Consider the following 13,848-nt stretch of genomic DNA (forward strand, 5'->3'; position numbering starts at 1 on the left):
AAACCTGTTTGCCAATTGGAAGGAGAAAATCGTTTTTCATGAGAGCATATAGTATTGACGTCAAAAATACGCAAAAAGAGATATACCCGCTTGAAAAGCTGGGTGGATCAAATATTGCAGGTGAACATTATAGTTTTACAAACTATTATATGGAGAAAAATGGTCGTCCGTTTTTTGGTATATGCGGTGAGTTCCATTTCAGTCGATATAACTGTGAAAAATGGGAAGATGAAATCATCAAAATGAAAATGGGAGGGATTAATATTATCCCAACCTATATTTTTTGGAATCATCATGAAGAGCAGCAAGGAATATTTGATTGGGATGCGAATAAAAACCTGAGAAGATTTGTCGGGCTTTGCGGAAAGCATGGGTTGGCTGTCATTTTGAGGATTGGTCCATTTGCCCATGGTGAGTCGAGAAATGGCGGAATTCCCGATTGGCTGTTCGGAAGACCCTTTGAGCTTCGTTCGAATGATAAAGAGTATTTGTCGTATGTGGAAAGGTTTTATCAAGAAATTGGAAAACAGGTTCAAGGGTACCGCTTTAAAGACGGTGGTCCTATCATCGGAACCCAGATTGAGAATGAGTATGAACATGCAGGTGCACCGTGGGAAATTACCAATGGAACAGGCAATGAGTGGGTATCCTCAGGGAGAGATGGAAATGCACATATTATTAAACTAAAAGAGTTAGCCATCCAAACTGGGATCGAAACCCCTATTTATACAAGTACCGGCTGGGGAGGTGCAGCTGCACCTGTTGAGGAGGTACTCCCATTATGGGGAGGCTATGCATTTTGGCCATGGATTTTCTATGGTGATGTGAAGGAGCACCCGGCTACACCTGAATTTATCTTTAGAGACTATCATAATAACGACCAGAAAAATTATGGGTTTGATCCTGCTTATCGTCCTGAGAGTCTACCATTTGCTTGCTGTGAAATGGGGGGAGGGATGACCGTTTTCTATAAATATAGATTCAAGCTTCCATATGAAAGTGTGGACGCCATGGCAGAAATGAAGGTAGCCGGTGGATGTAACTTTGTAGGTTACTATGTTTTCCATGGTGGTTCAAATCCCGAGGGGAAAAAGACACCTTTCTTGAATGAAAACGCTACACCGAAAATATCTTATGACTATCAAGCTCCGATTGGAGAGTTTGGACAAATAAGAGAGTCATATAAGCGATTAAAGCGTCAACACTACTTTTATGAAACAGTAGAGGAAAGCTTTTGTAAAACCAAAACCGTCCTTCCGTATGATACGAAAGATATGGACCCATATGATATAGAAACACTACGGTTTGCTGTACGAGCGCATCAAGATTCTGGTTTTGTTTTTATTAATAATTATCAGGACCATGTGGAAACGAAGGACCAAAAAGACTTTGCGATCACAGTGAACCTTGAGAATGAAGAGATACAGTTTCCTAAAACCGGCAGTATGTCGTTAGCAAAGGATGAGTGCTGTATCCTTCCATTTAACTTGGATTTGCAAGGACTAAATCTAAAATCTTCAACGACGCAATTACTAACAAGCATAAACCATGAGGGTGAAACATACTTTTTCTTCTTCACACCAAAAGGAATGAATGGTGAGTATTATTTTGAAAGTGATGATATCCAAGAGGTAAGCGTAGATAAGGGAAACATCATTTCTGATGAACATACGTTGATACAAGTAAGTCATGAGGAGATTAGTCTAGTTGATATCACATTGAAATCTGGTAAGAGGCTTCATGTTTGTACGGTGACACACGAACAAAGCTTAAATTTTTGGAAGTTTCATTTTAGGGGAAAAGAGCAGGTTTTCATTACGAATGCAACCTTACTTGTAGACGAAGAAAAAATAAGGTTAGAAAGCGAAGAGCTAGAGACCGTTGAAATAATATCATTCCCAGGGAATAATACTCCGATTAAAATAGCCGGAGAAGAAGTTCTTTGTCGGAACCATGGATTATTCAAGGAATTTAAGAAAATGCTCATTGAAACTCAAACAGGCTTAGAAGTTAAAATGGTCAATCAAAATAAAGCGGTGATTCATTTTCAGTCCGAGGCTTTTGACGATGTAAAAGAACTTCTTCTTCAAATTGACTATGCTGGCGATATTGGGTATGCGTTTATCGATGGCGAGCTCATTCATGATAATTTTTGTAATAATAATACATGGGAAATCGGACTACATCAGCATAAACAAGACCTTTTAGAAAAAGGAATGTATATTTATATTTCGCCATTAAAAGAGGGCAGCTTTGTCAAAAGTGATTCACCAATGGCAGCAAGAGCGGAGGTGATCGATAAAGAAATTGCAGAAATTAAATCAATCAAGGTTACAGCTATTCGTGAAATAGAAATAGATATAGAAATGTAACCGTTTAACGCAGGGCTTTACTTCAATCGAGTAAAGCCAATTTTCATTATTCTATTAAAACTAGCTAATCTTGATAAGGTGTAGAAATAACTAATTTGAACGGATTAAGTAAACAAGTTATGTCCTAAAAAGGTCACGTTCAGTTTACTGACATGAAATTGTGTTTTGAAGCTGTTAAAAAATCCCTTGACATACTATAGGGGGGTATAGTAGATTAGTATTGCGGATGTGATGTTAGATGAATGAAAATTGTCAACGATCCGAAAAATAAACAACCAGCGTGCTTTTGACTAGCACGTTATCTTTAACAATAAATTATACCCCCTATCGGTATAATTCGAACAAAAATCTAAAAAAATTTGAACAATAAAAATAATAATCAAAGATCCTGCCAGTATTTTGAAGTAGGTATATTTTTGACTATTTTATATACCTTACTGGAGTATGGTAGATAGTAAACTATTAAATAGAATTAGAGTTTTAATAACAGAGGAGAGATTTATATGGAGAATGAAGTAAATAAGATTAAATACGCAGTAAATGGAGGAATTGGGTTTGGTGCCAGGTTAAATGCAAAACAGCTAGTGACGATTTCAAAATATATGTATGAAGATGAGGAAATTGAGTTAACAACATTCCAGCAACTCTATATAGTAATCCCGGAAGATAAGAAAGAAGAAATCATAGAAGAATTTCAAGGTGTTGGATTAGCATGTTATCCGGTTGGAAACTACGTAAAAAGTTTGAGAACCTGTAATTTTTGCAAAGGGGAAGAAGAGGAAGGTATGCCGGTGGCAAAAGAGTTAAATCACCGTATAGCAGGGAAACAAGTACCATTTACCCTAAAGGTGGCTTATACAGGTTGCCCTATTGGTTGCGGTGAACCAATGTTAAGCGACATAGGCATTATGAAAATTGGAGATTATTACAATTTATATGTTGGAGGAAAGGCAAAAGGGAAAGACGCAGAGGTTGGTTCCTTGTTAATGGAGAAACTTACATCAGAAGAATTGTACGAAACAGTAGAAAAGATCATTGAGGTATATTCACAAAAGGGTAAAAGGCGGGAGCCATTCAATAAATTTCTAAAGAGAAATGGAAGAGATGAAATACGAGAAGTTCTTCACAATTTCTAAAATTAGAGAAACATTAAACACCGAAAATTGGAGGAATTGTTTTATGCCATCACAATCACAGACAATAGCACAACCTAATTCGAAACGCTGGAAAGCACTCGCTTTATTAGCTTTTGCGAACTTTCTTGTTATGATGGATACCGCTATAATCCAAGTTGCTTTACCTGCGATAAAAAACTCACTAGGTTATACGGAGGCAAACTTGCAATGGGTAATGAATGCCTTTCTTATTTTGTTCGGAGGCCTCCTATTATTAGGTGGAAGATTGGCAGATTTATCCGGTCACCGACGTATTTTCATGTGGGGGGTATCAATCTTAACCATTGCGTCTTTATTCGCAGGGTTAGCTTGGAATGAAATGTCACTTAACGTAGCACGAGCAATCCAAGGTGCTGGTTCAGCTATGATTGCACCTGCTGCACTTTCGATAGTAATGATTTTGTTTAGTGCAAACAAAAAGGAACTGGGAAAGGCGCTAGCATTCTGGGGACTTTCTGGGGCAGCGGGTGGCTCCATTGGTATTGTTCTTGGTGGAGTTCTTACACAGTTTCTAAGTTGGAGATGGACATTACTATTCTATGTTCCTGTTGGTATTCTCGTTTTAATTAAGTCGCCAAGACTCCTGCAGAAAGGCACAAGAAAAGTTGGTAGTATTGACTATGCCGGTGCTATTTCCGTTACAGCAGGTATTGGAATTTGAACCTTTCATGGCCGCAATGGGCATGTTACCGACCCCTGTTCTGATGGCCATATTCATGGTTGTTTTAGCTGAAAAAGTAATGGCAAAATTCGGTATGAAGGTTACAATTTTCATCGGATTTATCATACTTGGTATTTCTGGGCTCTTATTTTCTGGGAATACGATTAATGGACACTATTGGAGTGATGTGTTCATCCCACTTCTATTGGCCGCTCTCGGAAATGCCCTTGCCTATCTTCCTGCAACTACGGCAGCTGTATCGGAAGCTTAATCAGAAGAATCCGGTCTTGCATCAGGTTTATATAACACCACGTACCAAGTAGGATCGGCAGTTGGCTTAGCCATTTTGGTTTCCATTGCTGCTGCAGCAACCTCCGCAATTGGAGGGGACCAGTTAGTCACTCTAAACGAGGGCTGCCAACAAGCGTTTTTCTGGGGTGGAATGGTTGCATTAGCAGGTGCACTATTAGCCCTATTATTTGTTCGCTCATCAAAGGTATGAGAATAGAACATGCATCGTCATTACACCATAACCATAGAAAAACACCTCTAGTTGATTGGTATCAATACTAATTTTTGCGCGAAAGGTGTTTTTCTTTGATTCCTATATCTTGGCCGAGAACGAACTTACCATATTATAGTTGCGTGGATCATAAAACAACTCTTCAGTGTTTGTCATCTAAGCCGTTTTTATTTCCGTCCAACTGGCGATAATGATAAAAAATATGATTTATGAAGCCAACTGCTAGGAGAAAAAACCATGTATGAAATAACCGTAAACCTCCCAACTAAAAAGATCGAGAGAATCATTACCCATTTATACCAGAAGGGCTACTACCAAACCTTTTACGAGGTTCCATTAGATGTGGTCACAGATGCCAACGGCTATGCCTTTGTTGAAAAGAGGGATAAAACAACAGAACTTAATATCTATATAAACGATTATTTAGAAGCAAGGGAACGACGTCAGTTAGTAGAATTATTGGCCATTGATGAATCCAGTCTTGTTGTTAAAGAAGTAGATGAGCTGAATTACCAGCAAACTTTTGACGACATTTTCCTTGAGAATGGCTGGGTCATCACGACACCGGATAGGAAGGATCATTACGACATAGAAAAGCTGATTGTACTAGACTCCCAGGGGAATTTTGGTACAGGTTATCATGAAACGACAAAAGATTGTTTGTCCTTCATCTTACAACATGATTTAACTGGGTTGAGTATTGCGGATATCGGAGCAGGTTCAGGAGTATTAAGTGTTGCTGCTGCGCTCAAGGGAGCAAGTACGATCGATACATATGACATCCAGCCGGTAGAACGGGAAATTCTTTATCAGTGTGAATTAAATCGTGTGAAGCCGGTGAATGTGTTTCAAAGTGATCTAATTAAGAATAAAAATCGAATCAACAAAAAATATGATTGGATCTTCCTTAATATCGGAACGCAGGAAAATATCGATATCCTTAATGCCCAAAGACTCTTAGATTGCCAGGACACTACATTTATAACGTCAGGCATGCTTGAGTGGAATTCCCAACGGGTAGAGACTTTATTTGAAAACGCAGGATTTCAGTTGAAGGAAAAGAAACAAAGTAACGAATGGGTGACATGCCTTTTTAAGGCAAAATAAAAAGAGTCTCATAATGAATGTTGATTAATAAAAAAGGTGTCAGAACTCCTTGTAGGAAAAACTATAGGGAATTGTGACACTTTTTTTTATGCATGGTTTGGTGTTTTTTATTAATGAAAGCGCATACATTGTTACTATACAATGGAGGTGAAGCCTTAGATGTATATTTACGGTAAAGATTATATTAAATATTTAAACGATGACAGTACGGGCTTATTAACCTATGACCAATGGAAATATAAAAACAGTCTACAGGACACAGGTAACCAAAATTCAACTGATAGGGTCGAAACAACTAGGCATAAGGGAAACTATTCTTCAAGCGTTTTTAATAAAAATAAATAGTTTGATTGGAATTAAGACACCGTTAAAAGGACGATCAGCGGTGTCTTTCGATTTTTCCTGTAGAGTGTCACCTTCGAGTATACTTTTTTAGGCATTGTCCAGTTGGACAAGCTGTGTTCACGGAGGGCACGTTCTGTTTGATAGAAACGAACTGTTAATTATTTAAAAAAGACTGAATTTTGTATTTAATTTATATTATGGATTTATTATAATGACACCGTGTATTATTACAGCACTATATTATTGATAAATTTTTTAAAAACGCAGGTATTTATATAATTGAGAGGAATATTTCCTACTCAATGTTAATGGGAGGAAACATCAAATATGAAGTTACGATATAACCGACCTGCTAAAACGTGGAACGAAGCACTTCCAATCGGTAATGGACGTCTCGGTGCTATGATTTTTGGCGGAATTGAGAGAGAACATTTGCAATTAAATGAGGATACCTTATGGTCAGGAACCCCTAAAGATTTTAATAATCCAAAGGCAAAAGAAATACTTCCTGAGGTCCGCAAACTGATATTTGAAGGAAGGTATACAGAAGCTGACCAATTATGCAGGGAGATGATGGGACCATATACACAATCCTATCTGCCACTAGGGGATTTGTACCTTCAATTTTATCATGGAGAACCTGTTCGTTCATTCGAGCGAACCCTTGATTTAGAAACAGGCACTGGCCATGTGGAATATATGATTGGCGATGTGCACTATTCACGTGAAATATTTGCCTCCTTTCCGGATCAAGTGATTGCCATTCGACTAAAGACTAGTAAACAAGGATTCTTAAATTTTTCTGCAAGTCTGGGGAGTTCCTTAAAGTTTAATATTACTCCGGAACAAGAACAATTGGTATTAAGCGGCATCTGTCCGGAGCATGTTGATCCTTCTTATTATCGAAGTGATGATCCAATTAAATATGGGGACCCAGATACTACGGAAGCGATGAGATTCGAAGGACGCTTAGGTGTAAGGGCGGAAGATGGTTCTATTCATCTTGATCATGATGGCATCCACGTTACTGCAGCTACAACAGTAACATTGTACTTCAGTGCAGCAACGAGTTTTAACGGCTTTAATAAATCTCCAGGGAAAGAGGGTAAGGATCCTTCTTTAGCTGCAAAGGCATTTATAGAGAATGCGATGTCGAAATCTTTTGAAAAAGTAAGGCAATGCCATATTGAAGACTACAAGTCTCTATTTAATCGTGTGGAATTGGACTTGGGGCAAGCAGTTGCTCCGGAAAATCTGCCAACCGATGAATGGATTTTGAAATATGGTGCAAAGGATCCAAATCTTGTGGAATTATTGTTTCATTATGGACGTTATTTAATGATTGCAAGCTCAAGGCCAGGGTCACAGCCTGCTAACCTTCAGGGAATTTGGAATCGAGAAGTCAGGCCTCCATGGAGCAGCAATTATACATTAAACATTAATGCTCAAATGAATTATTGGCCAGTTGAAACCTGTAATCTTTCCGAATGTCATGAGCCACTTTTAGACTACATTGAAGAATTAGCCCAAAACGGGAAGGAAACCGCTTCTGTGAATTATGGGTGCCGAGGATGGACAGCGCATCATAATGCAGATATTTGGCGTCAATCCGCTCCTGTTGGCGATTATGGACATGGGGATCCCATTTGGGTTTTCTGGCCTTTAGGAGGAGTTTGGTTATCTCAGCATTTGTGGGAACATTTTAACTTCGGGAAAAATCAATCGTATCTTCGGGAAACTGCCTATCCTATTATGAAAGAGGCAGCTCTTTTCTGTTTGGATTGGCTGATAGATGACGGTAAAGGAAATTTGGTTACTGCTCCATCTACTTCACCCGAGCACAAATTTATCACGACAGAGGAAAAACTTGCAGCAGTCAGCATGGCCACGACTATGGACATTTCGTTGATTTGGGATTTGTTTACGAATTGTATGGAGGCAGCAGAGCTATTGCAAATAGATGGAGATTTCAGCAAGCAATTAACCGCAGCACGTGAGAAATTATACCCGATGCAAATAGGTCGTTATGGACAGCTTCAAGAATGGATAAAGGATTGGGAAGATGAAGATCAAAATCACCGGCATGTTTCACATCTTTTTGGAATTTATCCAGGGCGTCAGCTTAATGATTCTGAAGGAAGTGAACTGTTCAATGCAGCACGAAGATCGTTGGAAAGAAGGGGAGATGATGGTACAGGATGGAGTCTGGCATGGAATATTTGTTTGTGGGCCAGATTTAAAGATGGTGATAGAGCTCATAAATTGATTTCTAATCTTCTTCAGCTCGTGAAAGAGGAGGATGGCAACAATCAAAAGGGCGGTGTTTATGCAAATTTGTTTGACGCGCATCCTCCGTTTCAAATTGATGGGAATTTTGGGTTTACTGCAGGACTAGCCGAAATGCTCGTGCAGTCACATGAAGATGAAATCCATTTGCTGCCTGCACTTCCTACTGTCTGGCCGAATGGATATGTGAAAGGGTTACGGGCACGCGGTGGATTTGAAGTAAATGTTAAGTGGGAAAAAGGTGAATTGCAATGTGCGGAAATCTACTCCGATTTAGGCGGACTATGTCATTTAGTCATAGAACCAGCAGTTGAAGTGACTGATGGACAGAACATACCTGTTAAAATCATGTCTAATAACAGGATATCATTCGATACATTAGCAGGAAAAAAATATGATATAAAAAGAATTTGAATAAAGCTACTAAAGTGAACAATAGTTGAGGCATAAAAACAGACAGAAATTCTATGTTTCTGTCTGTTTTTATTTTGAGAACCGTTTCAACATGATTAGCTATTATCATCATTAAAATCCGAAGAATCATTGTAATCGTACCGAAATCCGTCTTTAGCGGAATTGATATTCTTATCAATCAGTACATTGTCGGTTTTATCAAGTAAAAACTGTTCCGCTTTATTTAATTCGTTATTTGATTTTTCATCGTTTGACTTCACCTGTATTAACCTCCTACCAGTAATTTTTACCTACCTATTATTCCAATCGAACAGCTAATTATACTTTCCCAGGTTTGTTGAGAAAATTCGTAGTTTGCGAAAATTAAAAATATCGAATATAAAGTTTGATTTGGTTATGTATTTGTTTGATATCGTTATAGTGGATTCTGTTAAAATAGTAGAAGAGTGCGAATTTTCAAATAAATAAATCCTGTTATATTTATATGCTATTGGGGGGATGGAAAATGGTTAGAAAACATACAAGTTTCATCGTCTTACTGTTACTTATTTTTGCAAGCGGTTGCAATAGAGGTGAGAATTACGAAATTGTATACTCCAAGGGAGAAGTGAAAAGTCCGATAGAAAAAAATGAAAGAAAGCAGTATACCATTGCTCTTGTTCCAAAATTAATAAATATTCCCTATTTTAATGCTGTTGAAGAAGGTGCAATGGAGGCAGGGAAAGAGCTAGGGGTGAATGTCATCTATAAAGGACCTACTGTTGCTGATTCAGGACAGCAAATAAAAATTATTAATGAATTAATCGATCAGAAGGTAGACGTCATAGCTGTTTCAGCAAATGATCCCGCTGAACTTGTGCCCGTAATGAATAAGGCGCAAAGTCAAAATATTAGGGTCATTACTTGGGATGCGGATACTCACTCTAGTGCTAGGGAGTTTTTTATCAATATGGTGGACCCGGAGACGTTAGGAAGACATTTGATGGATACTCTGGCATGGAATGTAAATGAGGAGGGTGATTTTGCAATTATAACAGGGGCAAAGTCAGCTGCCAACCTAAACAGTTGGCTTAACTGGATTAAAATTCAACAGAAAGAATATTATCCGAAAATGAATTTAGTTAAAGTTGTGGCATCTGATGATGATCCAAATAAAGCATACCTTTTAGCAAAAGGACTTTTAGAAGAATTTCCAAATTTGAGGGGGATTATTGGAAATTCTTCTGTTGGACCGCCGGCCGCAGCTCAAGCGGTAATGGAAGCGGGAAAATCAAGTGAAGTGGCTGTGGTTGGATTATCTTCCCCTAATCCAATGAATGAATACTTAAAAATTGATGCAGCCCAAGTCGTTACATTGTGGAGTCCCAAAAAGCTTGGTTATTTAACAGTTGCACTTGCAACAAACCTTTTAGATGGAACGGTACCATTTGATCGCCAGGAAATTTCGCAAGTAGGAAAAATTAGTGTTAAAGAAGATATGGTGATTATGGGAGAACCGATTGATTTTACAAAGGAAAATGTGGATCAGTATGATTTTTAAATGGAAAAAATTCAATAATTATAATTTAATGACAAAATTACTCGTTACCTATATTTGTATTACAGTAATACCGATCGTCTTTCTGGGGTATATTGCCTACAGCCAATATACAAAATCCATCGAAGAACAAGTAGGCGAGAACATACCGAAAATCTTGGATCAGGCACATGAGCGGATTAATGACTATCTTCGCGACGTAAAGGAGCTTCCAGATCTTCTTTATAATTCTGGACAAGTAATTGAGGTGTTGAGAAAGGACTCTTTTCAAAACAAATCATCGTTACTACAGGATAAGTTTATCGTGAATAGTTACTTAAAGAGAACATATATAAATGGTGGAAATCCTGATATATTAGGTGTGTTTATTTTTTCAAAAAATAGATTATTTGAAAGTTCAAAGGTTCCCTATACAGGCTTCGAAAATATTGAATTACCATATGGTCAGGATATGGAGTTAGAAGGGAAACAAGCTATTATCTTTCCGGGACAAACGGATTTAAAATTTATAGATAACCAGCCTTACATTTTAGTAATGAGACAGATTACCGATACAGAAAACCAAATGAATCTAGGTACGATGTTCATTGCGGTAGAAATGACATCCTTTAAGACGATATTTGAAAATATAAAGACAAACAAAGAAGCAGTCATCTCACTAATGGATGTAAATGGATACATTATTTATCATTCTAATTTAGATTTTATTGGAAAAACCAATAAAACTCTAGCTGACTATCCAAATATTAACGGTAGTTTTCGAACCAGATATGAAGAAGAAAACAGGTTAATTAGTATTAGTAGAGGTGGTCTAGACCACTGGGTATTAGAACATAGTGTGCCTTTGAGGAATTTAACCGAACGAACGGATATGGTGCGTAATACGACTATAATCGTATTTATGGCAGTTGTTTTATTAAGTACCATCATCTCCATTTTTCTTGCATGGAACGTTTCAAGGCCTATTCATCGCCTAACAAAGTTAATGAAAAAGGTGGAACAGGGTAATTTTGAAGTGGACCTTTCCATTAAGAGTTCAGATGAAGTGGGGATACTTGCTAAGAGCTTTAATTCCATGGTACTGGAGATTAAGGATTTAATTAAAATGAATTATCACATTAAATTACAGCAAAGAGAGGCTGAACTTTATGCCCTACAGTCCCAAATCAACCCTCACTTTATGTACAATACCCTTGAAACAATCGGAATGGCAGTAGAGGAAGGGGAGGATGATACGGTTGTAGAAATGGTATCTCTCCTTGGGCGTATGTTAAGATTTTCGATCAATAATAAAGATAAAATGGTACCCATTGAACAAGAAATCCAGCATATGAAAGATTATTTAACCATCCAAAAAATAAGATTCGAAGACCGAATTGAATTCTTCATTCAGGAAGGAATTAATACGAATGCTTATTTTACACCAAAGTTTATTTTACAGCCAATTGTAGAGAATGCGATTAAGCATGGTTTAGATCACCAGCTTCATTTTAAGATTGAAATCTCTATTATGAAATCTCCTAACAAAGAAGCGTTAATCTTTATAGTAAGGGATGATGGACCCGGAATTTCTGAAGAAATATTATTGGAACTTAATAGGTATCTAGAATCAAATCCTATGGAAAGAAGAGACTCAAAATTTGGGTTAATCAATGTCCATGGCAGGGTGGTTATGATGTTTGGAGAGCAGTATGGTATCCAAATAGAAAGTATGATCAGTAAAGGAACGGAAGTGAAGGTAAGAATTCCTTTAACAACATCTGAGAAACTGAGCGAATATACGGACGGAGGTGGAGAATTTGAATACCAGGCAGGTTAGAACGATTGTTGTTGATGATGAACCACGGATTAGAAGGGGGATAGAGCGTTTGGTCCTATCTTGTTCGGATGAGTTTGAGATCATTGGGAGTTTTTCTAGTGGAATTGAATTGATAGATTTCTACCTTAAGGAAGAGCTGGAATTTGATTTATTAATAACAGATATAAAAATGCCTGGCATGGATGGACTGGAGTTAATCAAGGAATTGAAAAATGTTGTTTCGTTTGAAGCAGTTGTCATCAGCGGTTTTAATGACTTTAAATACCTGCAGACGGCCATACGCGAAGGGGCAATCGATTATATGGTTAAGCCGCTTATACGGGATGAATTTCGTCAGCAGCTTCAACGGGTCAATGAAAAAATTCAACAAAAGCGTGCAGAAGAAGAGCGATTAGAGGAGATAGATTCAGAACTAAATTTCGTTAAACAGAGCCAATTACTGAGTGAACTATTTAGAGGGTTTGAAATGGACTTGTCTAAATTAGATTGGATAAGAGATTTTCCTCAAGGCAGTTATTTTCTGCTTAATATCTCAAAAGATAATCAGGAGATGTATAATCCTGAACAAATAACTAAAAGTGTAGAACATGTCATCACGGATTTTCTGAAACAAAATCATGGAATGAATCATTGGCTATGGAAGGGTGAGGGGTCCTGTTATTGGGTGTTGATTCAACACGTTAGCAATGAGGACAATAGTGCCTATAAACTTGCAAAGAATCTTCAATCACAAATCAGAAGCATTACTCGCCAAGCAAATACAATTGCTGTAAGTGAAATGTTCCAAGACCTGACTCTGCTTCCCAGTTTGAGAGATAATCTCCTTTCTTTGCTGCAATTTCGCTTGATTTATGGCGGAAATCAAGTGTATTCACTTTCTTCAATAGGTAAATACGAAATGAAGAAAGTTATAGTTAAAGATTCAAAGGGAATAGAGACTCTTATTAATAAAATCTTGCAATCACTTGAGCGTTTTCAAAAGGAAGGAGAGACACATGTTCTCTTAAGACAGTTCCTAAAAGAACTAGAGATGCTGAACTCTCCCCAAGAGATTGATCGTAACATCCAATTATTAACCGTTCAGGTAGTGAATTACCTGCTGAAATATTCAAAAACGAAGGATGAAATCCCTTTGATCCACGAGGCACTTCATCTAGCGAAAAGCTCCCCAAATTTTAACACTTTAAGGGGAAATTTTATCGTTTGGATGCAGAGAATTTATACAAGTTTAGACCAACTAAATAAAAAGGAACAGGCTGACCCTGTTCAAACTTCAAAGAAATGGATTTTAGGGAATCTAGGAGAAAATATAACCATCGAAAAGATTGCACGTGAGATTCCCATGAATCCTACTTATTTTTGTGAGTACTTTAAAAATCTAACCGGAGAAACCGTTTTGGATTATGTGACCAAAACAAGGATGGAAAAAGCCAAAAAATTACTCCTAACAACCGATCTAAAAGTATACGATATAGCACAACAGGTAGGGTATTCCGACACCAAATACTTTAGTAAGCTCTTTAAAAAGTATTTTGGTGAGGTCCCTTCTAAATTCAAGGAAAAACTAAAATATAATTCATTATGAAACCTCCAAAAACAGGAGGTTTTT

At 37.6% G+C, this 13,848-nt stretch carries 11 protein-coding genes; 9 read left to right on the plus strand and 2 right to left on the minus strand.

The window, feature by feature from the left end; all coding sequences use genetic code 11:
• Positions 1-38 precede the first annotated feature (38 nt).
• From ABC255_RS13395 to ABC255_RS13410, 4 genes are all read left to right on the plus strand, one after another.
• Positions 39-2,372: a beta-galactosidase gene (locus ABC255_RS13395; RefSeq protein WP_412994159.1), complete on the plus strand. Its 2,334-nt coding sequence runs from the start codon at positions 39-41 to the stop codon at positions 2,370-2,372.
• Positions 2,373-2,875: 503 nt separating this feature from the next.
• Positions 2,876-3,508 (plus strand): nitrite reductase, encoded by a 633-nt coding sequence (locus tag ABC255_RS13400; protein ID WP_412994161.1) that lies wholly within the window; start codon positions 2,876-2,878, stop codon positions 3,506-3,508.
• A gap of 43 nt (positions 3,509-3,551) precedes the next feature.
• Positions 3,552-4,208, plus strand: coding sequence for an MFS transporter (locus ABC255_RS13405; RefSeq protein WP_412994163.1), 657 nt, complete (start codon positions 3,552-3,554; stop codon positions 4,206-4,208).
• Positions 4,174-4,479: a hypothetical protein gene (locus ABC255_RS13410; protein WP_412994165.1), complete on the plus strand. Its 306-nt coding sequence runs from the start codon at positions 4,174-4,176 to the stop codon at positions 4,477-4,479. The genes ABC255_RS13405 and ABC255_RS13410 overlap by 35 nt, the downstream gene beginning before the upstream one ends.
• Here the strand turns inward: ABC255_RS13410 and ABC255_RS13415 are convergent.
• Positions 4,476-4,721, minus strand: coding sequence for a hypothetical protein (locus tag ABC255_RS13415; protein WP_412994167.1), 246 nt, complete (start codon positions 4,719-4,721; stop codon positions 4,476-4,478). The genes ABC255_RS13410 and ABC255_RS13415 overlap by 4 nt on opposite strands.
• A 247-nt stretch (positions 4,722-4,968) precedes the next feature.
• Here ABC255_RS13415 and ABC255_RS13420 point away from each other — a divergent pair, with 247 nt between their 5' ends.
• Both ABC255_RS13420 and ABC255_RS13425 read left to right on the plus strand, forming a co-directional pair.
• Positions 4,969-5,838, plus strand: a complete 870-nt coding sequence (locus ABC255_RS13420; protein WP_412994169.1) for a 50S ribosomal protein L11 methyltransferase — start codon at positions 4,969-4,971, stop codon at positions 5,836-5,838.
• A 672-nt stretch (positions 5,839-6,510) separates the two neighbouring features.
• The gene (locus ABC255_RS13425; RefSeq protein ID WP_412994171.1) at positions 6,511-8,883 is read left to right on the plus strand and encodes a glycoside hydrolase family 95 protein; all 2,373 of its coding nucleotides are present in this window, start codon (positions 6,511-6,513) and stop codon (positions 8,881-8,883) included.
• 95 nt (positions 8,884-8,978) lie between these two features.
• Here ABC255_RS13425 and ABC255_RS13430 read toward each other — a convergent pair whose 3' ends face one another.
• A complete protein-coding gene (locus tag ABC255_RS13430) occupies positions 8,979-9,143 on the minus strand; it encodes a hypothetical protein (protein WP_412994173.1) in 165 nt (54 codons plus the stop codon).
• Between the two features lie 245 nt (positions 9,144-9,388).
• Here ABC255_RS13430 and ABC255_RS13435 point away from each other — a divergent pair, with 245 nt between their 5' ends.
• Genes ABC255_RS13435 through ABC255_RS13445 form a run of 3 tightly spaced genes read left to right on the plus strand, consistent with a single transcriptional unit; the run spans position 9,389 to position 13,824 of the window.
• Positions 9,389-10,423 carry an autoinducer 2 ABC transporter substrate-binding protein gene (locus ABC255_RS13435; protein WP_412994175.1) on the plus strand — a complete coding sequence of 345 codons (1,035 nt, stop codon included), beginning with the start codon at positions 9,389-9,391 and terminating at the stop codon, positions 10,421-10,423.
• 28 nt (positions 10,424-10,451) lie between these two features.
• Positions 10,452-12,239, plus strand: coding sequence for a cache domain-containing sensor histidine kinase (locus ABC255_RS13440; protein ID WP_412994177.1), 1,788 nt, complete (start codon positions 10,452-10,454; stop codon positions 12,237-12,239).
• Positions 12,220-13,824 carry a response regulator transcription factor gene (locus ABC255_RS13445; RefSeq protein ID WP_412994178.1) on the plus strand — a complete coding sequence of 535 codons (1,605 nt, stop codon included), beginning with the start codon at positions 12,220-12,222 and terminating at the stop codon, positions 13,822-13,824. The genes ABC255_RS13440 and ABC255_RS13445 overlap by 20 nt, the downstream gene beginning before the upstream one ends.
• The last annotated feature ends 24 nt before the right edge of the window (positions 13,825-13,848 follow it).

The organism is Neobacillus canaveralius, from assembly GCF_047237705.1.
GTDB lineage: Bacteria > Bacillota > Bacilli > Bacillales > Cytobacillaceae > Neobacillus > Neobacillus niacini_K.

Coding starts and splice junctions, on each gene's coding strand:
- ABC255_RS13395 (WP_412994159.1), top strand. CDS start 39: ATGAGAGCATATAGTATTGACGTCAAAAATACGCAAAAAGAGATATAC.
- ABC255_RS13400 (WP_412994161.1), top strand. CDS start 2,876: ATGGAGAATGAAGTAAATAAGATTAAATACGCAGTAAATGGAGGAATT.
- ABC255_RS13405 (WP_412994163.1), top strand. CDS start 3,552: ATGCCATCACAATCACAGACAATAGCACAACCTAATTCGAAACGCTGG.
- ABC255_RS13415 (WP_412994167.1), bottom strand. CDS start 4,721: ATGTTCTATTCTCATACCTTTGATGAGCGAACAAATAATAGGGCTAAT.
- ABC255_RS13420 (WP_412994169.1), top strand. CDS start 4,969: ATGTATGAAATAACCGTAAACCTCCCAACTAAAAAGATCGAGAGAATC.
- ABC255_RS13425 (WP_412994171.1), top strand. CDS start 6,511: ATGAAGTTACGATATAACCGACCTGCTAAAACGTGGAACGAAGCACTT.
- ABC255_RS13435 (WP_412994175.1), top strand. CDS start 9,389: ATGGTTAGAAAACATACAAGTTTCATCGTCTTACTGTTACTTATTTTT.
- ABC255_RS13440 (WP_412994177.1), top strand. CDS start 10,452: ATGACAAAATTACTCGTTACCTATATTTGTATTACAGTAATACCGATC.